A 20,270-nucleotide genomic window follows, 5' to 3' on the forward strand; every position below is an offset into this window, starting at 1 on the left:
ATTTTCAAGAAATGAGTTATCAAGAAATTTCAGAACAACTTGAAGAACCCCTCAGCAATGTTAAAATCAAATTGCTCCGTGCTAAAAAATTATTAGCTGAAATCATACAGAGTCATCGTTAATTTTATTTGTAACGAAAGTTCAGGCTTTATATCCATCCTAGTTCCTGTTATCCGCACTACAAGGTAGCTTGCTCCTACCAGGGTTAATTAACAATCATTGTTTTTAAAATAAAAAATAATCAATGATACATTCCATATAAAAACAATATTTCAATAATCACAAAATATTCATGATAAATCATCACAATATCATGGATTTATTTGCGTTATTAAAAATAAAACCCCGCCTATGTAAAACAGATACTTAACTTTTAAATCTTAACATCATGTCAAACGTAAGTATCTTCGAAAAAAAGTGGTTAGATCTTGTATTTCAAGACAAAAATCAAAACTATGGCGCTTATCAATTACGATTAAACAGCGAAAGAACAACTTTCATTGCTTTCTTATTTGGAATTGGCTTTTTAATTTCTGGAACCTTTATTTTAAGTTCATTCAGCACTATCCCTGATAAAAAACCAGTCGAAACTACGATTGTAGATATCATTCATGTAGTAAAAGTTCACGATCCTATTACTGAAGTCAAACCTAAAGTAGAAATTCCTAAGTCAACTAAACCAACAGTAAAAACACCAATTGACACCAAAAACTACCAAGTAGCATCTATAGAAAAGGCGGTAATTCCTATTAGTAGTACCAATACAACGCCGGTTACTAACGGCCCTAACTCTCCAACAGGAACTCCTGGAGGTACCGGATCACCGGCTGTAACCAATGTTTTGACGACTAATACTACTCCAAGTAATACACCCGTTAAACCTTCTGAATTAGATAGAGAACCAACATTTCCGGGCGGTATGAAAAATTTCTATGATTACATTGGAAGACATTTTGAAAAACAAGAACTCAATGAAGATGGCGAAACAATAAGAGTTTTAGTATCTTTTGTAATTGAAAGAAATGGAATCATGACCGATATTGAAGTAACAGAAAACACTAACGACGCCGTGAGCAAAGAAGCTATTAGAGTTTTAAAATCTTTGAAAACCAAATGGGAACCTGGCTATAAAGACAACCAACCGGTTAGAACAAGATATACGTTACCTATTGTTGTACAAATGTAATATTGAATTGTCAACTATAAATCCCTATTCGAATCTTTTGGATAGGGATTTTTTATTGAGCAAATTTCATGTTACTATGAAAAATTTAGATTTTTTTTCAGATTTGTTTTTCTAATTTGTAAATCCAATATCCGTATCTTTGCTATCGAAAATTACATGAAATGGATGCAGTTTCTGAAAACACATTACCGGTTGGCAAACCAAAATGGTTAAAAGTTAAGTTGCCAATTGGACAAAAGTACACCGAACTTAGAGGCCTTGTAGACAAGTACAAGTTAAACACTATTTGTGCTTCAGGTAGTTGCCCAAATATGGGTGAATGCTGGGGAGAAGGTACAGCTACTTTTATGATTCTTGGAAATATATGCACAAGATCTTGTGGGTTTTGCGGTGTAAAAACAGGCCGTCCTGAATCGGTTGATTGGGATGAACCCGAGAAAGTAGCGCGTTCTATTAAAATCATGAAAATCAAACATGCGGTAATTACAAGTGTTGACCGAGATGATTTAAAAGATATGGGATCAATCATTTGGCTTGAAACTGTTCAAGCAATTCGCAGAATGAATCCGAATACGACCTTAGAAACATTAATACCCGATTTTCAAGGAAACACAAGAAATATCGACCGTATTGTAGAAGCCAACCCAGAGGTAGTTTCCCACAACATGGAGACCGTTCGTAGATTAACTCGAGAAGTACGAATTCAAGCTAAATACGATAAGAGTTTAGAAGTTTTGCGTTACTTAAAAGAAAAAGGAATCCGAAGAACTAAATCGGGAATCATGCTTGGCTTAGGAGAAACTGAAGCGGAAGTGATTGAAACCATGCAAGATATTCGCAATCAAAACGTTGATATTATTACCATTGGACAATATTTACAGCCAAGTAAAAAACACCTTCCGGTAAAAGAATTCATCACACCAGAACAATTTGAAAAGTATGAGAACATTGGAAAAGAAATGGGGTTCCGCCATGTTGAAAGTGGCGCCTTAGTTCGTTCTTCTTATCATGCTGAAAAACACATCCTATAATTTAATTAATTGAAAAAACGAGTTGCCATAAATGGTTTTGGAAGAATTGGTAGAAATCTCTTTAGATTACTTCTCAATCATCCTACCATAGAAGTCGTAGCAATAAATGATATTGCCGACAACAAAACTATGGCACATTTAATTAAATACGATAGTATTCACGGGGTATTACCTTTTACAGTATCTTATTCTGATAAAACAATTATTGTTGACGGAAAAGAATATTTATTTTTTCACGAAAGAGAAATTTCAAATTTAAAATGGAATAACATCGACTTTGTTATTGAGTGTACGGGTAAATTCAAATCCTATCACGATATTCATTTGCATATTGAAGCTGGAGCTAAAAAAGTAATTCTTTCTGCACCATCTGAAGTTCCTGAAATCAAAACCGTAGTTCTTGGAGTAAACGAAACTATTTTAGATGGATCTGAAATTATAGTTTCCAATGCCAGTTGCACCACAAATAACGCTGCTCCAATGATGCAAATCATTAATGAATTATGTGGTATTGAGCAGGCCTATATTACTACGGTTCACTCTTACACCACCGATCAAAGTTTGCACGATCAACCCCATCATGATTTACGAAGAGCCCGAAGTGCGAGTCAATCTATTGTTCCCACAACTACAGGTGCTGCAAAAGCACTGACTAAAATATTTCCGGATTTGGAGGGTAAAATTGGTGGCTGTGGCATCCGCGTTCCAGTTGCAGACGGTTCCTTAACAGATATCACCTTTAATGTAAGTCGAAAAGTTACTATTGAAGAGATTAATTTGGCTTTTAAAAAAGCATCTGAAACCAACTTAAAAGGAATACTCGATTACACCGAAGACCCTATTGTATCGGTGGATATTATTGGTAATAAAAATTCCTGTGTTTTTGATGCCCAACTTACCTCAGTTATAGATAAAATGGTAAAAGTAGTTGGTTGGTATGATAATGAAGTGGGCTATTCTTCTCGAATAATCGACTTAATTCAATACATGTCAAATTAATATTGAATAATCAATTCTTTAATTAATTTTCGTACCGAAGGTTCTGCTTTTTCAGCTGCTTTCAATACTTCGGCATGATTGACTTCTTCAATATTTTCTTCATCACCCATATCGGTCACTACAGACAATCCAAAGACTTCCATATTCATATGTCGAGCCACAATAACCTCAGGAACGGTAGACATTCCCACACAATCGGCTCCTATATTTTTTACCATTCGGTATTCAGACAAGGTTTCAAAAGTAGGCCCTTGCAAAGCCATATACACCCCTTCTTTTACATCTATTTGGCTTGAAGCGGCAATTTCTTTGGCTTTCTGTAACATGGATTTGCTGTAAGGTTCACTCATATTTACAAATCGAGGACCAAAACGTTCGTCATTTTTTCCTCGTAACGGATGCTCGGGCATCATATTTATATGGTCTTTAATAAGCACAATAGAACCTATTTTGTAGCTAGGATTAACGCCACCCGAAGCATTTGAAACTACCAATTTAGTTACTCCCAATATTTTCATTACCCTTACAGGAAAAGTAACCTGCTTCATATCGTAGCCTTCATAATAATGAAAACGACCTTGCATAGCCACTACTTTTTTGGAACCAATCGTACCAAAAACTAGTGCTCCTTTGTGCCCTTGCACCGTTGATATAGGAAAATTTGGAATTTCAGAATACGGAAGGCTGTATTCAATTTGAATGTCATCGGTAAAACTTCCTAATCCAGAACCTAAAATCACACCATACTCTGGCGTAAAACTGAATTTACTTTGAATAAAACTAACGGTTTCTTGAACTTGCTCCCACATTAGATATATATTTTATTATATATCAAATATAACGAATTTAAGTAGGATTGGCTAATAAATAAGATGTTATTTCTTTACAAATTTCTTAGTAAATTGGCCATTTGAGGTTGTAACATTTAGAAGGTAGATTCCTGAATTTAGATTACCAACTTCAATAGAAAGCAAAGTATTTGAATTTTCTTTAATAGAATTTTGGGAAACTACTTTCCCTTCTAAATTTATTATTTTATAATCTAATTTATCCTCAAATTGTCCATTTCCATCAATGAATAATTTATCCTCTACTACTGTTGGGTAAATAGAATAAACAGAATTTGTAGGATTTGTATTTACTGCCAATGCTGCCAAATTGGTAACTACATTATCAATGATTAATCGACTTCCAAAAGTTGGATCGGTTCCTTCTTTAGCCATTATAAAATTAATGTATATATAGGCAGGAGTAGCACTTGAAGAATATTGTATTGGGGTTTGTGCCAATTGATAGGCTGCATTGGTGCCTGAAATTTCAATACTTGCGGTTCCGATTTCATTCCCATCTGCATCAAAAACTTGAATTTTTGCTTCGGCTATATCATTTCCTGCAGGTAGAAATTTATAATAGAAAGCTAAAATTGACACCTCATCTAAAGGGCCAACAGGAACACCAGGATTCCAACCAGGAACATCTTGAGTAGCATCATTAAAAATAGAAACTTCTCCAGTTATGATATGATTTTGAGACGAATTGAATGCATTTGAAATTTCCATTGCATATTGACCCGATTGTGGCTCAAAAGAGGCATAAACTAAAGAAGGAATACACCAAGTATACTGAACTTGGTCTGTAGTAACTTCACCCGTTTCGGTATTTATTGAAACAGGTTGGAAGTAATTCATCCCCCAATTACTTGGCAGAAAATTTGGCTTAATGTTTTCAAAATCCCCGTTAACAACTTGTGAAATACAAGTTAAAGGGAAGATTACATACAATAAAAGAGCAAATTTGGTATTGAATTTCAACATAGCATTATCACAATTAGTTGAGCAAAAGTAGATAAAATAATATTAACAACTTTTTACAAAATTTACAACTTCGGCATCAAACAATTCCTTGTTAGAAAGAAAACCACTTTTAATTGGCAAATAATAAATTGGAGCTTTTAAGTTTCGATTTTCCAAACGAACATAATCTTTTTCGGTCGTGATGATGATTTTGTTTTTTGCATTATCCTCAATTCGTTGCATGTCTTTTTCGGTGAAAAAATGATGATCAGGAAATACCATACGATTCTCTTTTGACACCTCTAAGTATTCAAAAAATGGCTCAGGCTTTGCAATTCCGGCGACAACCAATTTATCAAGCTCCTTAATTTCACTCACTTTTTTGCTTTCACTTTGGTTATATACCAAATTATCATAATCAATATAACTAAAATAAACCGGAGTCTCCAACCCTATTTTATTTTTGATTTCCTGTTGTGCAATTTCCGATAAATTTTTAGGGCATTTAGTGATAATTATCACATCAGCGCGTTTTGCTCCGCTTCTACTCTCGCGTAAGTTTCCTGTTGGGAGCATAAAATCATTGCAATACAAATCGTTATAAGCTGAAAGTAAAATATAAAATCCTGCTTTTACTTTTCTATGCTGAAAAGCATCATCAAGTAAAATGACATCTGGTTTGTCTTTTAGAGCAAGTAATTGTTCAATTCCATTTTTTCTATCCGCATCCACTGCAACTTGAATTAGTGGGAATTTTTGATGTATTTGAAAAGGCTCATCACCAAGTAATTCAGCTGTAGCATTTGCATCAGCTAAAATAAATCCTGTTGATTTTCGCTTGTAACCCCTGCTCAATGTAGCTAATTTATAATTTGGGGAAAGCAAGCGAATTAAATATTCTATTTGAGGAGTTTTTCCTGTACCGCCAACCGATAAATTTCCAACAACAATAACAGGAACATCAAAAGAATGGGATTTCAAAATTCCTTTATCGAAAAGAAAATTTCGAAGAGAAGTGATCCATCCGTAAAGGACTGAAAATGGGAAAAATAAATACCTAAAAATAATCATAGTACGAAATTAACATTTTTTTATCTTTGAAATGGAAATTTAAATTAAAAATGAGATATTGTTTCACGTTGGTAACGGCTTTTTTATTCTGGATGAGTATATCAAATGCTCAAGAAAATCAAGATGCAGCGATATTAAAAATACTTTTTAGCAAATACTACAAGAATGAAAAAGTAATTGTTAAAAATCGAATTCAATATTTATATCTATATTGTCAAAAAGCACCTAACAATGAAGAGACTTTTGAAGTGATTCAAAAGAGTGATTTATTAAAAAAGTTTGCCTCTGAAATAAAAAAACAGTCTGCAAATTCTGTATCAGAAGATTGGTCGAAAGAAATGACTTTCATTTTCACAAATCAAAATCAGTATTTAAAAAGTAAAGTGAATAATTGTATATCTTTAGAAGAATTTCAAAAAACAACTTTAAATACAGATAAAAACTATCAAAGATTAATGATTGTGAGCAAACCAATGTACTTTGGAGAAAAATATTGCTTGGTAAAAGTTGCATTCTATAGAAACATTGAACATAATTATGGCTGCTTTTTGTTACTTGAAAAAACAAACACGGCTTGGAACATTAAGGAATTATTAAATGAATGGGATACTTAACACTATTCAAATTCAGATAAAATGAATATTTACAATCTATGAAAATAAAAGAAATCATCACAATACTAGAAGAAATGGCTCCTTTGGCTTATGCCGAAGATTTTGACAATGTTGGCCTATTGGTAGGAAATGAAGAAGAAAATGCAACCGGAATTTTAGTTTGTCATGATGCATTAGAGTCGGTTATTGACGAAGCAATTGCTAAAAAATGCAATTTTATTGTTTGTTTTCATCCAATAATTTTTTCGGGAATTAAGAAAATTACCGGTAAAAATTATGTTGAACGTGCTGTATTAAAAGCAATTAAAAATGATATTTCCATTTATGCTGTTCATACGGCACTTGATAATCACAAAGACGGAGTTAATAAGATTTTTTGCGATGCCCTTGGGTTGGTTAATACGAAAATATTGGTTACAAAAACAAATTTCATTCAGAAACTTATTACCTACACAATCCCAGAAAACGCAGAGCAAGTTAGAAATGCATTATTTGAAGCAGGTGCTGGTAAAATAGGAAACTATGAAGATTGCAGTTTTAATTCAACTGGAATTGGAACTTACATGGGGAATGAAAATAGCAATCCCGAAATTGGAGAACGATTTGAATTTGTAGAAACACAAGAAATAAAAATCGAGGTGACTTTTGAAAAACATTTGCAAGGAAAAATACTCAAAGCGCTTTTCAGCAGTCATGTTTATGAAGAAGTTGCTTATGAAATTTACGATTTACAAAATCAACATCAAAACATTGGTTTGGGCATGTTAGGTGAATTAACCAATCCGTTAAACGAAATTGAATTTTTAGAAATGGTTAAAACCAAAATGCAATGCGGTGTGATCAGACATACCGAACTGCTTGGAAAAACCATTAAAAAGGTGGCGGTATTGGGAGGCTCAGGAAGTTTCGCAATAAAAAATGCAATTCAGTGTGGTGCCGATGTTTTTTTAACTTCCGATTTGAAATACCATAACTTTTATGAAGCTGAAAACAAGATAGTTATAGCAGATATTGGACACTTTGAAAGTGAAAGATATACAAAAAACTATATTGTTGATTATCTTAAAGAAAAAATTACTAATTTTGCAATCGTTTTATCAGAAGAAAATACTAATCCTGTTAAGTACATATAGAAAATGGCTACTACAAAAGAATTGAGCGTAGAAGAAAAATTAAGAGCGCTTTACGATTTACAAATTATCGATACAAGAATTGACGAAATAAGAAATGTAAGAGGGGAATTACCTCTTGAAGTGGAGGATCTTGAAGATGAAGTAGCGGGTTTAACTACTCGTTTAGAAAAATTAGAAGCAGACTTAGTTACTATTGAAGATAGTATTAAAGCTAAAAAAGTGGCTATTGAAAACCACCAATTGGCAATAAAAAAATATACTGAACAACAAAAAGAAGTTCGTAATAATAGAGAGTTTAACTCTTTAACAAAAGAAGTTGAGTTTCAAGAATTAGAAATTCAATTGGCTGAAAAACAAATTAAAGAATTAAAAGCTTCTACAGAACACAAAAAAGAAGTTATTTCTAATTCTAAAGAAAAATTAGAGCAAAAATCAACTCACTTAAAACATAAAAAAGCTGAATTAAGTGAGATTATGGCTGAAACTGAAAAAGAAGAAACTTTCTTAATGAAAACTTCAAAAGAATTTGAAGCTGGAATTGAAGAAAGATTATTAGGAGCCTATAAAAGAATTCGTACGAGCGTAAGAAATGGATTGGCAGTTGTTTCAATTGAAAGAGGTGCTTCTGCAGGATCTTATTTTACCATTCCTCCTCAAACTCAAGTTGAGATTGCTGCTAGAAAAAAAATCATCACTGATGAGCACTCTGGAAGAATCTTGGTTGACGCTAGCTTAGCAGAGGAAGAAAGAGAAAAAATGGAAAAGTTATTTGCTAAAATGTAATATCTTAAATCCCGATTTAATCGGGATTTTTTTATGAAAAAAAATATTCAGAATATTCTTGTTAAAAGTATTGGGGGCAGTATCAATATTTTAAGTTATGTAGCGCCGAAGCAATCTTTAGCTTTGGCTTACAAATTGTTTAGCGAGCCCAGAAAAGGGAAAATCAACAAAAATAGAATTCCCAAAACAATTCAAAAATGCACCATTCATACTCACACGTTGCATGGACAGGATTTTTGCACCTACCACTGGGAAGGAAATGAGAAAATAATATTACTTGCACATGGATGGGAAAGTAATGCCTCTAGATGGAAAAAGGCATTACCCTACTTAAGAAAGACCGGAAAAACCATCATCGCTATGGATGCCCCAGCACATGGATTCAATACCAATAAAGAATTTAATGTACCGCTCTATTCGGAATTTATTGAATTATTGGTAAAAAAATACAACCCTAGTATAGCCATCGGACATTCTATTGGTGGAAATGCCCTAGCCTATTTTCAAAAGAATTACTCTCATAATTTTGAAAAGTTAATATTGCTTGGTGCTCCAAGTGATTTTAAAATTATCATGCACAATTATTTTAAAATGTTAGGCTACAACCAAAGAGTTCAAAATCAGTTTCAGGCTTATGTTTGGGACCGATTTAATATAAAAATCGATGATTTCAACGCGAGTGAATTCTTGAAAGACTGCACGATAAACGGAATAGTAGCTCACGATGAAAAAGACTACATGGTATTGGTAGATGAAGGAAAAAAAATTGCCAATTCTTGGAAAACTTCCGAATTAATTCTAACCAAAGGATTAGGTCATAGCATGCATGATGCTGATTTATACAATAAAATTGTAGCATTTATAGAATCATAATTTTATTCAGCTGATTTTTTATATTTCAAATTGATTACTTTTACAAAATGGAAGAGCATCTTGTACGCATCAATAAATTCTTATCAGAAACGGGGTTTTGTTCCCGCCGAGAAGCCGATAAATTAATAGAACAAGGAAGAGTTACTATTAACGGTATTGTACCTGAAATGGGAACAAAAATTTCCATGAATGATGAAGTACGTGTAAACGGCAAGTTAGTTCGAGAAAATAGAAAAAAGCGAATTTACTTGGCTTTTAATAAACCCGCCGGAATCGAATGCACAACCAATCAAGAGGTAAGAGACAATATTGTTGATTATATCAATTATCACGAACGCATTTTCCCAATTGGAAGATTAGACAAAGCCAGCGAAGGTTTGATTTTCATGACTAACGATGGTGATATTGTAAACAAAATTCTTCGCGCTAGAAACAATCACGAAAAAGAATATATTGTAACAGTAAACCGACCAATAACCGATCGCTTTATTGAACGAATGGCAAACGGAATTCCGATTTTAGATACCGTTACTCGAAAATGCAAAGTCGAACAGGTTAGTAAATTTGTTTTCAGAATTATATTAACGCAAGGTCTAAACCGTCAAATTCGTAGAATGTGTGAATATTTAGATTATGAAGTTACTGCTTTAAAACGAACTCGAATCATCAATATTTCACTAGATGTTCCGTTGGGAAGATATCGCGAGTTGACAGAAAATGAGATCACAGAATTGAATCAATTAATTGAACCTTCCAGTAAGACCGAAGAAGCAAGTTTGCCAAAAACAAACAAGAAAACCGATTCAAAAACCAAACGATTTAGATAATATAAAATATTTAAATTCAATTATTTAAATATTTTTATTTAATTTAAAAATTTAGAAATAAAATGGAATCAAAAAGAAATATTCAAAAAGAAATAGATCGCTATTTAAAATACAATTATTCTAAAAGAGATGTAATTGCTTTCTTAAAAAGAGATGGATATAGCGATTCTGAAATTAAAGAAAATATCAGTGTTTTCAACAAAGTAGACTCAAATTATTTTAGCAATATTTTGCATTTTTTACCTGCCCTGCTTTTTTTACTATTAACAATCTTATGCATTGTAAGTTGTTTTTACTCAGAAGAAGACAATCTAATTAAAGGAAGTTATCTTATTTTGACTTTGGTTTTAATCTACTTTTCTTTTGGATTTTGCAAAAACAAACCATTTTACATCATCTCCACCGCAGTACTGATCTTAATTTCGACACTTTACTACAGTTATGTTTTCTTTATTGTTTCTGAAGGTGACGAATTTGGGTTTTCCTTAAGTATTCCTTCAAAAATATCGGTTTTGGTTTTACATTTATTAACGCTAAGAGGGACCTATAAAATTTATAAAGAAGCCACATCAAAATCATAAAAAAATAACCCAAGACAAAATCTTGGATAATCATTTTCCTTATTTCGTAAGTATATTTTAATCAAAAACTTAATATCGAAATATATACTTAACTTAACAATTAGTGTATTTCCACAAGAAAAAATAAGATTAAAAATTTATCTATATGTGTTTTTACTTTTGTTTGTCTATTTAATTTCTATTTGAATATTTGTTTTCATAAATACTCCTTTAACATTATTATACAATATTTCATTCATTGATTTTTCTGTTTTATATATTGTTTTAACATCTTTAGTCTCTATTTCTATATTTTTAATAGTTCTAACAATTTCATTAATTTCTTTTTTATTCCAAAGACCAATTCCAAAATCAATATTTGCAATACTATCTTTTTTAAGATAGAAAACTATTGAGTCTCCAATTGCATTTTGTTTTAAATCATAATTTTCATTATTAGAATTTAAATTTATCTTAATTTTTGCTTCATAATTTGATTTATTAACGAAATCAATGTTATGATCTGGATCGCAACTTAATAATAGGTTTGTTAAGGCTACAATTAAAACTATAAAAATTCTTTTATTCATAATCAAATTATTTAAATTATTGATATAAGTTAAATTATACAATTAATATGCCATTTTTTCTTTCAAATTATTTTAAAATTTCAGATTTTGTAAATAACCGTTTTCTATTTTAAATCTTTTTTTCCATTACAAAATCATCCATAACATAACCATTTCCGATATCTACCACAAGTGAATCGGCAATTTCAAATCCGTTGTGAAGGTAAAAATCTTTGGCTTTATTGTATTTATTCACATTAAGAATCAAAGCTGAATTCGCTTGTTTTAAAGCTATATTCTGGATGTATTGTATAAATGCTTTACCTACTCCCTTACCTTGAATTTCGGGCAATACATACAATTTATGAATCTTTGTAGCGGTTGAATTTTGATAATTTAACTCGTAAGAAGCAAATCCAACAATCTTATTTTCGATTTCTGCTAATAAAAATACATTGTTACTAAGTAATTGACTCCTCAAAGAATCATTACTGTACATCATTTCCATCATGTAATCCAATTGCGCCTCAGACAATATTGCACCATAAGCCTCTGGCCAAATTACTTTAGCAAGATTTTGTATGATTCCCAACTGCGATTCGGAAGCAACAGAAATGGTCATTGTTATTTTTTAGCTCTATTTTGCTCTCTTGCCAAAAGTGTGTTTTTTAACAACATAGCAATTGTCATAGGACCTACACCACCTGGAACTGGAGTAATAAAAGATGCTTTTTTAGATACGTTTTCAAAATCTACATCCCCTACAATTTTATACCCTTTTTCAGAGGTTTCGTCAACTACACGTGTAATTCCCACATCAATCACAACCACATCATCCTTCACCATTTCAGCTTTTAAATAATTTGGAACCCCTAAAGCTGTAATAATAATATCTGCCTGAGAAGTGATTTGGTTAATGTTTTTGGTATGACTGTGCGTTAGAGTAACCGTAGAATTACCCGGAAATTGATTTCTTCCCATTAAAATACTCATTGGTCTACCTACAATATGACTTCGTCCAATAATTACAGTATGTTTTCCGTCGGTAGGAACATTATAACGCTCTAATAATTCTAAAATTCCGAACGGAGTAGCCGGAATAAATGTACTCATATCCAAGGCCATTTTACCGAAGTTTTCAGGATGAAACCCATCCACATCTTTACTTGGATCAATCGCATTAATTACGCTTTGGGTATCGATTTGTTTTGGTAGTGGTAATTGCACAATAAAACCATCAATATCTTTATTCTGATTTAGTTCGGTAATTTTTTTCAGTAATTCGGTTTCCGAAGTAGTGCTTGGCATTTTCACCAAAGTCGATTCAAATCCAACTCTTTCACAAGCTTTTACTTTGCTTCCAACATAAGTCAAACTAGCCCCATCATTACCAACAATTATCGCTGCTAAATGCGGAACTTTCTCTCCGTTGTCTTTCATTTTTTGGACTTCGGCAGCAATTTCATTTTTGATATCTTCCGATACTTTTTTTCCGTCTAAAATTATCATTTCTATATATTTGTGTGTTGTTGTTTGTATTTTTTATTTAACAAAAAAGACGCGATAAATCACGTCTTTTTTTTTACATTTTTGGCATACCTCCAGGCATTCCGCCCATCATGCGCATCATATTTTTTCCTCCAGGTCCTTGCATCATTTTCATCATTTTACTCATTTGCTCAAACTGTTTCATCAACTGATTCACCTCTTCTATTTTTCTTCCAGAACCTTTTGCAATTCTAGTTTTTCTTTTCATATCGATGATTGAAGGTCTACTTCTTTCTTTCGGAGTCATTGAATAGATTATAGCTTCAATATGTTTGAAAGCATCATCTTCAATTTCCACATCTTTCATTGCTTTTCCAGCACCAGGAATCATTCCGATTAAATCTTTCATGCTTCCCATTTTTTTGATTTGCTGTATTTGAGACAAGAAATCATCAAAACCGAATTCGTTTTTAGCAATCTTTTTTTGTAATTTTCTAGCTTCCTCTTCGTTATACTGCTCCTGAGCTCTTTCCACTAAGGAAACCACGTCTCCCATCCCAAGGATACGATCGGCCATACGAGAAGGATAAAACACATCAATTGCATCCATTTTCTCTCCGGTACCCACAAATTTGATTGGTTTGTTTACAATCGATTTAATCGTAATTGCAGCTCCACCACGTGTATCCCCGTCTAATTTTGTTAGAATTACTCCGTCAAAATTCAATCTATCGTTAAAAGCCTTGGCTGTATTAACAGCATCCTGACCTGTCATTGCATCAACCACAAAAAGTGTTTCTTGAGGCTGAATTGCTTTGTGAACGTTTGCGATTTCGGTCATCATTTCCTCATCCACAGCCAAACGACCTGCTGTATCGACAATCACCACATTAAATCCATTTGCTTTAGCATAAGCAATAGCTTTAAGAGAAATATCAACTGGGTTTTTATTTTCAGGCTCTGAATACACTTCCACACCTATCTGATCTCCAACCACATGCAACTGATTAATAGCTGCGGGACGGTAAATATCACAAGCCACCAAAAGTGGTTTTTTGTTCTTTTTAGTTTTAAGATAATTGGCAAGCTTTCCAGAAAAAGTAGTTTTACCCGAACCTTGTAACCCCGACATCAAGATTACTGTTGGATTACCCGAAAGATTAACTCCTGCAGCATCACCACCCATCAATTCGGTCAATTCATCTTTAACCAATTTCACTAATAATTGCCCTGGTTCAAGCGTAGTCAATACATTTTGACCCATTGCTTTTTCTTTCACTTTTGTAGTGAAATCTTTGGCAATTTTAAAGTTAACATCAGCATCCAACAGAGCTCGGCGCACTTCCTTTAGGGTGTCAGCTACGTTTACTTCGGTTATTTTACCATGTCCTTTAAGGATATGAAAGGCTTTATCTAGTTTTTCGCTTAAATTATTGAACATAAAATTCTATTTTTTTGAAATGCAAATATAATATAAAGGTTTTGAGCTGCAAAGTTGAAAGTAAGTTAGGAACTACATTCTTTCTGGAACTTCAATACCTAAAAGTTTGAAAGCTAATTTAATGGTTTCTGCTACTTTATGAGATAATTGAACTCGGAATATTTTTTTAGCTTGATTTTCTTCACCAAGAATCGAAACAGTTTGATAAAACGAATTGTATTCTTTCACTAATTCATAGGTATAATTGGCTATTAATGCCGGACTATGATTGTTTGCAGCATCCTGAATTACCTCCGGAAACAGCGCAATTTGCTTAATTAACTCTTTCTCTTTTGGGTGCAAAGATTCCTCATTCACATTCGATTTAAAATCAAAATCTGCTTTGCGTAAAATCGATTGAATTCGAGCATAAGTATATTGAATAAAAGGCCCAGTATTTCCTGCAAAATCTACTGATTCTTCTGGATTGAACATCATTGATTTTTTCGGATCCACTTTAAGCATGTAATATTTCAATGCCCCTAGACCGATTGTTTTATATAATCTTTCTTTTTCTTCCTCTGAATAACCATCTAATTTTCCTAATTCTTCAGAAATAGATTTTGCAGTAGCCGTCATTTCTTCCATTAAATCATCGGCATCCACTACGGTTCCTTCACGCGATTTCATTTTACCGGAAGGCAATTCAACCATTCCGTAGGACAAATGGTATAAATTCTCAGCCCAATTGAATCCTAATTTTTTCAAAATAAGAAACAAAACTTTAAAGTGATAATCTTGCTCATTACCTACAGTATAAACCATTCCTGCAACATCTTGAAAATCTTTAACTCTCTGAATTGCAGTACCTATATCTTGCGTCATATAAACTGCTGTTCCATCTGAACGCAACACAATTTTACGATCCAAACCATCCGGAGTTAAATCAATCCAAACCGAACCATCTGGGTCTTTTTCAAAAATCCCTTTTTCTAATCCGAATTGAACTACTTCTTTTCCTAAAAGATAGGTATTGCTTTCGTAGTAATACGAATCAAAATCCACTCCAAGATTTCTATAAGTCTGTTCAAACCCATCATAAACCCATTGATTCATGGTTTTCCAAAGCTGCATAACTTCCGGTTTTCCAGCCTCCCAATCCAATAACATTTGTTGCGCTTCGATTAAACTTGGCGCTTGTTTTTTCGCCTCGTCTTCGGTTTTGCCTTGTGCCATTAATTGAGCAATTTCCGACTTATAAACCTTATCAAATTCAACATAAAAATTTCCAACAAGCTTATCCCCTTTTAAACCTGTGTTTTCTGGAGTTTGGCCTTCGCCAAATTTTTTCCAAGCCAACATCGATTTACAGATATGAATCCCTCGATCATTTATAATTTGGGTTTTATATACTTTGTTTCCAGCTGCCTTTAAAATTTCAGCAACAGAATAACCTAATAAATTATTACGAATGTGCCCAAGATGTAGCGGTTTATTGGTGTTTGGAGAAGAATATTCAACCATTACTGCTTCTGTTTTTCCATTATTTGCGGAAGCGGAAACATAACCAAAAGAAGGATTATCTTTAATTTCATTGAAAAAATTAACATAATAGGAATCGGAAATTACAATATTTAAGAACCCTGCAACTACATTAAATTTTTCAACTTCATTTACATTTTCAACCAAAAAGGTTCCGATTTTTGTACCAATATCAACTGGGTTTCCTTTGATAAATTTCAATAAAGGAAAAATAACCACAGTAATATCTCCTTCAAAGTCCTTTCTAGTCGCTTGAAATTCAACTTTTTCAATTGACACCCCAAACTGTTCTTGAACCGCTTTTATTATAACCGGAGAAATGATATCTTGTAATGACATGTTAGTAATTTATAGGTACAAAGATAGAATTTTATTAGCAAAATTACATAGTGTTCGAAAATCAAATATTAAAAAAACTCGATTCTTTTGAATCGAGTTTAAACTATTTTTACCATCTAATTATTGCACTTGCCCAGGTAAATCCACTTCCAAAAGCAGCCAAAACAATCTTGTCGCCTTCTTTAATTTTGCCTTGCTCCCAAGCTTCTGTTAATGCAATTGGAATCGATGCCGCTGTTGTATTTCCGTATTTTTGAATATTATTAAATACCTGATCGTCTGCCAAATCAAACTTTTTTTGAATAAACTGAGAGATTCTCAAATTTGCTTGATGCGGAATCAACAAATCTATATCTGAAACTTGAAGATTATTTGCTTGAAGTGCTTCATTTATCACTTCGGAGAAACGAATCACTGCATTTTTAAAAACAAATTGACCGTTCATGTAGGGAAAATAACTTTCATCATCGGGGCTGTTGTCTTTTAAAATGTCGGTTACCCATCTACCACCCATACCTGGAGCTAGCAAAGACAGCTCTTTTGCATGTTCGCCTTCTGAATGCAAATGAGTTGAAAGTATTCCTTTGGCGCTATTTTCTTCTCTACTTAAAACAGCAGCTCCTGCACCATCTCCGAAAATAACAGAAACCCCTCTACCTCTATCGGTCATATCTAAACCTAATGATTGCAACTCAGAAGCTACAATTAAGATGTTTTTATACATTCCGGTTTTTATGAATTGATCAGCTACAGAAAGTGCATATACAAAACCCGAACATTGATTTCTAATATCCAAAGCGCCCACCGTTTTTAATCCAAGTTCGTGTTGAAGAGCAACCCCAGGACCTGGAAAATAATAATCGGGAGAAATGGTAGCAAAAACAATAAAATCGATCTCTTGAAGCTCTAATCCCGATCTTTCAATTGCAATTTTAGCGGCTTTGACTCCCATAGACGTGGTCGTATCTTCACCTTTAACAATATGTCTTCTTTCTTTAATTCCGGTTCGTTCTTGAATCCATTCATCAGAAGTATCCATAATTTTAGATAAATCATCGTTAGTCACAACATTCTCAGGAACATAATAACCTAAACCACTTATTTTTGATCGAAACATGTAAAATGAATTTTAAATAATGGTATAAATTTATGTAAAAAGTACCGATGAATTCTTATTATTGAAAATAAATTAAAAAAGCAGCTAAATGATTTAGCTGCTTTTTTAAATAATAAAAACTTAAACTTTAAATTTTAGTGACAATAAACTCACTTCTTCTGTTGGCTTGATGTTCTTCCTCACTACATTTTACACCATCAGCACATTTATTTAATAGTTGGAATTCTCCATAACCTTTGGCAGTCAATCTTGCTTTATTTATCCCTTTACTAATCAACCAATTCATAGTGGAAGTAGCTCTATTTTGAGATAAAACTCTGTTGTGTTCTTTAGAATCTCTAGAATCGGTATGCGAGCGAATATCTAATTCCATTTGGGGATATTCTAGTAATACATTCAATATTTTATTCAATTCCACCTCTGCATCCGGACGAATATTATACTTACTTAAATCAAAATGAATTGGATTGATACTATACAACTTCATCAAATCATCAGATTTATGAATATTTATTGTGGTTTTTTCCATAGGAATTTCAAGGTAATTACTTTCATCCTCTTTAATAGTAATAGTTGATGATTGATTCGAATTAAACCCTTCTTTACTGAACACTAAATAACATAATGAATTGCATTCTTGCAAACCAAAATCAAATTTTCCGTCTTTGTTAGTATTAGTTTCTTTAAGTGTTTTGTTATCAAAACTCATTAATACCACTTTTACATCACTCATGGGTAATCCAGATTCTTTGTCTACAATAATCCCATCTAGGTTTTGTTCACATTTGATAATTATTTTTTTTATTTCTTTAAACTTATAAATATCATCACCTCCTTTTCCGCCTTCTCGATTGGAAGTTACATAACCGTAATGTGAAGCTTCATTTATTAAAAATCCGAAATCATCAAATGAACTATTTACTGGCTCACCAACATTTGTAACATTATTAAAACTTTCGTCTTTATTCATTTTGGAAACAAAAACATCTAATCCACCAAGCCCAGGATGCCCGTCTGAAGCAAAGTATAAATTTCCAGATTCAGTAATCATTGGAAAGGTCTCTCTACCTTCAGTATTTATTTTGTAACCTAAATTTGTGGGAGCTCCAAAAGTCCCATCAGCTTTAATCTCAATTTTAAAAATATCAGATTGACCTAAAGTTCCCGGCATATCTGAAGCAAAAAACAAGGTGTGTTCATCAGCACTTAAAGCCGGATGTGCGACATTATAATTATCACTATTAAATGGAAGCTCTTGAATATTAGTCCATTTTTCACCTTGCAAGGTAGCGCGATACAATTTTAATAGTGTAGTTTTATTGGCATCTGAACTTAACTTACCTTTAATAAAATTATTTCTTGTAAAGTAAACCGTTTTTCCGTCTTTAGTAAATACAGGTGTAGATTCATTTACTTTTGTATTTATTCCTGATTCGATTTTTTTTGAATTAGTCAAAAAACCTTCTGCTACAATATCCGCTTTATACAAATTAGTAAAACCTTCCCCAGTCCAGGAATGGCGTCTATTTGTAAAACTTCCGGTGTCTTTCGCAGAAGCAAATACAATTTTATTGTCAAAAAAAGCACTTCCAAAATCAGAGAATTTTGAATTAATACCAGCATTTTCAATTTCATAGCGACCTGAGTTATTTTTAATTTGCTCTAAATAATTACTCTGAGCATTCGCTAACTTAGCTCTTAAATCGGTTCCTTTCATCTCATTAAATTTAGCCATAATATTATTGGCTTTGCTATATTCTTTTATAGCTTTTAATGATTGAGCGTAACGATAATAATATTCAGGTTCAATATATTGACCAAAACTAAATAATTCTCCATACCATTTTGCTGCATTAACTAAATCTGCTTTAAAATAGTAGGCATTACCTAATTTTTGCAATATATCTTGTGATTTATTTCCAGTTTCGATCAACTTTTCATAATTCTTTATTGCTGAAATAAAATTATAGTTATCAAATGCTTTATCGGCTTTAATTTCTTTAGTATTTTGTGAATAAATAGTAAAAGAAGTCAAGCAAAATATAAAGAGCGTTAATTTAATACTAGTTTTCACAATTATATTTTTTGAAACTTTAAAAATAGTTAATGTCATGATATTTTATTTTTAGAAAAATCTAGGTGAAACAATTCTGCTTTGACGATTAAATAACTCAAATCGCAAAAATACTTCATGCGAACCCGAATTATAATGCACTAGTTTAGTGGTATCTAGGTCATAGCCATACCCAACAAACAGACCATCACTAATATGAAAACCTGCCATTAAACTTGCTGCAGCACTCCATCTCCATGCAGCTCCAAGAACAAATTTATTATTGAATAAAAAATTTGCAGATAGGTCCACCTGAATTGGTGCTCCTTGAACCATCTTGCCAAGAAATGCTGGTTTAAATTTTAAATTAGGATTTAAATCAAAAACAAAACCACCTATTAAATAGTAATTCATTTTTTCTTTATAGACTGCATAATCGGAATCGCTGTAGCGTTTTGTTTCAAAAAAGTTTGGAATAGAAAATCCTACATAAGACATATCCGAATGCAAGTAAATACCTGCTCCAATATTTGGTGAAAACTTATTTGCATACGATTGCAAAGTATTATCGGGAGCATAAATATTTAATTTATTTGCATCAAAACTAAATAAATCAACGGATCCTTTCACCCCAAATGACAATTTATAGGTTTCAGAAGTTTTAACAGTATAAGAGATATCCGCAGCAATATTATTTTCATCAGTTGGCCCAAGACGATCATTAACAAAGGACAAGCCAACTCCCAAATTAGTGTTTTGAATTGGTGAATTAATAGAGAACGCATTGGTAACTGGAGCACCATCTAAACCAACCCATTGAGACCTATGCAATCCAAAAATACTCATTACTCCTCGTGATCCAGCATAAGCAG

At 32.6% G+C, this 20,270-nt stretch carries 21 protein-coding genes; 10 read left to right on the forward strand and 11 right to left on the reverse strand.

Annotated elements, in window-relative coordinates; translation table 11 throughout:
* The 4 genes from ACKOWY_RS02580 to gap all read left to right on the forward strand — a co-directional run.
* Window positions 1-122, forward strand: a 122-nt coding sequence (locus ACKOWY_RS02580) for a sigma factor-like helix-turn-helix DNA-binding protein (RefSeq protein ID WP_408939900.1), incomplete at its 5' end; no start/stop codon positions are given.
* A 266-nt stretch (window positions 123-388) separates the two neighbouring features.
* The gene (locus tag ACKOWY_RS02585; protein ID WP_408939880.1) at window positions 389-1,186 is read left to right on the forward strand and encodes an energy transducer TonB; all 798 of its coding nucleotides are present in this window, start codon (window positions 389-391) and stop codon (window positions 1,184-1,186) included.
* Between the two features lie 161 nt (window positions 1,187-1,347).
* Window positions 1,348-2,217, forward strand: a complete 870-nt coding sequence (lipA, locus tag ACKOWY_RS02590; RefSeq protein ID WP_408939881.1) for a lipoyl synthase — start codon at window positions 1,348-1,350, stop codon at window positions 2,215-2,217.
* A 9-nt stretch (window positions 2,218-2,226) separates the two neighbouring features.
* Window positions 2,227-3,216, forward strand: coding sequence for a type I glyceraldehyde-3-phosphate dehydrogenase (gap, locus tag ACKOWY_RS02595; protein ID WP_408939882.1), 990 nt, complete (start codon window positions 2,227-2,229; stop codon window positions 3,214-3,216).
* Here the strand turns inward: gap and ACKOWY_RS02600 are convergent.
* From ACKOWY_RS02600 to lpxK, 3 genes are all read right to left on the reverse strand, one after another.
* The gene (locus tag ACKOWY_RS02600) at window positions 3,213-4,025 is read right to left on the reverse strand and encodes a purine-nucleoside phosphorylase (protein WP_408939883.1); all 813 of its coding nucleotides are present in this window, start codon (window positions 4,023-4,025) and stop codon (window positions 3,213-3,215) included. The genes gap and ACKOWY_RS02600 overlap by 4 nt on opposite strands.
* Before the next feature lie 66 nt (window positions 4,026-4,091).
* On the reverse strand, window positions 4,092-5,030 hold the full coding sequence (locus ACKOWY_RS02605; protein ID WP_408939884.1) for a T9SS type A sorting domain-containing protein: 939 nt from the start codon (window positions 5,028-5,030) through the stop codon (window positions 4,092-4,094).
* Between the two features lie 42 nt (window positions 5,031-5,072).
* Window positions 5,073-6,080, reverse strand: a complete 1,008-nt coding sequence (gene lpxK / locus ACKOWY_RS02610) for a tetraacyldisaccharide 4'-kinase (protein WP_408939885.1) — start codon at window positions 6,078-6,080, stop codon at window positions 5,073-5,075.
* Between the two features lie 50 nt (window positions 6,081-6,130).
* Here lpxK and ACKOWY_RS02615 point away from each other — a divergent pair, with 50 nt between their 5' ends.
* From ACKOWY_RS02615 to ACKOWY_RS02640, 6 genes are all read left to right on the forward strand, one after another.
* Window positions 6,131-6,694: a hypothetical protein gene (locus ACKOWY_RS02615; protein WP_408939886.1), complete on the forward strand. Its 564-nt coding sequence runs from the start codon at window positions 6,131-6,133 to the stop codon at window positions 6,692-6,694.
* Window positions 6,695-6,732: 38 nt separating this feature from the next.
* The gene (locus ACKOWY_RS02620; RefSeq protein ID WP_408939887.1) at window positions 6,733-7,827 is read left to right on the forward strand and encodes a Nif3-like dinuclear metal center hexameric protein; all 1,095 of its coding nucleotides are present in this window, start codon (window positions 6,733-6,735) and stop codon (window positions 7,825-7,827) included.
* 3 nt (window positions 7,828-7,830) lie between these two features.
* Complete coding sequence (locus tag ACKOWY_RS02625) at window positions 7,831-8,610, forward strand: zinc ribbon domain-containing protein (protein WP_408939888.1); 780 nt, start codon at window positions 7,831-7,833, stop codon at window positions 8,608-8,610.
* Window positions 8,611-8,643: 33 nt separating this feature from the next.
* Entirely contained in the window at window positions 8,644-9,483 is an 840-nt protein-coding gene (locus tag ACKOWY_RS02630) for an alpha/beta fold hydrolase (RefSeq protein WP_408939889.1), read from the forward strand.
* Window positions 9,484-9,530: 47 nt separating this feature from the next.
* A complete protein-coding gene (rluF, locus tag ACKOWY_RS02635; RefSeq protein ID WP_408939890.1) occupies window positions 9,531-10,310 on the forward strand; it encodes a 23S rRNA pseudouridine(2604) synthase RluF in 780 nt (259 codons plus the stop codon).
* A gap of 62 nt (window positions 10,311-10,372) precedes the next feature.
* A complete protein-coding gene (locus ACKOWY_RS02640; protein WP_408939891.1) occupies window positions 10,373-10,891 on the forward strand; it encodes a hypothetical protein in 519 nt (172 codons plus the stop codon).
* Window positions 10,892-11,058: 167 nt separating this feature from the next.
* Here ACKOWY_RS02640 and ACKOWY_RS02645 read toward each other — a convergent pair whose 3' ends face one another.
* The 8 genes from ACKOWY_RS02645 to ACKOWY_RS02680 form a co-directional block, all read right to left on the reverse strand.
* Complete coding sequence (locus tag ACKOWY_RS02645) at window positions 11,059-11,460, reverse strand: hypothetical protein (protein ID WP_408939892.1); 402 nt, start codon at window positions 11,458-11,460, stop codon at window positions 11,059-11,061.
* Between the two features lie 109 nt (window positions 11,461-11,569).
* Entirely contained in the window at window positions 11,570-12,061 is a 492-nt protein-coding gene (locus ACKOWY_RS02650; protein ID WP_408939893.1) for a GNAT family N-acetyltransferase, read from the reverse strand.
* A gap of 2 nt (window positions 12,062-12,063) precedes the next feature.
* Window positions 12,064-12,948, reverse strand: a complete 885-nt coding sequence (locus ACKOWY_RS02655; protein ID WP_408939894.1) for a bifunctional 5,10-methylenetetrahydrofolate dehydrogenase/5,10-methenyltetrahydrofolate cyclohydrolase — start codon at window positions 12,946-12,948, stop codon at window positions 12,064-12,066.
* Between the two features lie 73 nt (window positions 12,949-13,021).
* Window positions 13,022-14,368 carry a signal recognition particle protein gene (ffh, locus tag ACKOWY_RS02660; protein ID WP_408939895.1) on the reverse strand — a complete coding sequence of 449 codons (1,347 nt, stop codon included), beginning with the start codon at window positions 14,366-14,368 and terminating at the stop codon, window positions 13,022-13,024.
* Window positions 14,369-14,440: 72 nt separating this feature from the next.
* Window positions 14,441-16,228, reverse strand: a complete 1,788-nt coding sequence (gene argS / locus ACKOWY_RS02665; protein WP_408939896.1) for an arginine--tRNA ligase — start codon at window positions 16,226-16,228, stop codon at window positions 14,441-14,443.
* 109 nt (window positions 16,229-16,337) lie between these two features.
* Window positions 16,338-17,345, reverse strand: coding sequence for a 3-oxoacyl-ACP synthase III family protein (locus ACKOWY_RS02670; protein WP_408939897.1), 1,008 nt, complete (start codon window positions 17,343-17,345; stop codon window positions 16,338-16,340).
* Between the two features lie 127 nt (window positions 17,346-17,472).
* On the reverse strand, window positions 17,473-19,419 hold the full coding sequence (locus tag ACKOWY_RS02675) for an OmpA family protein (RefSeq protein WP_408939898.1): 1,947 nt from the start codon (window positions 19,417-19,419) through the stop codon (window positions 17,473-17,475).
* A 51-nt stretch (window positions 19,420-19,470) separates the two neighbouring features.
* The coding region (locus tag ACKOWY_RS02680; protein ID WP_408939899.1) for a type IX secretion system membrane protein PorP/SprF at window positions 19,471-20,270 on the reverse strand (800 nt) is incomplete at its 5' end.

The organism is Flavobacterium sp., assembly GCF_046073885.1.
Lineage (GTDB): Bacteria > Bacteroidota > Bacteroidia > Flavobacteriales > Flavobacteriaceae > Flavobacterium.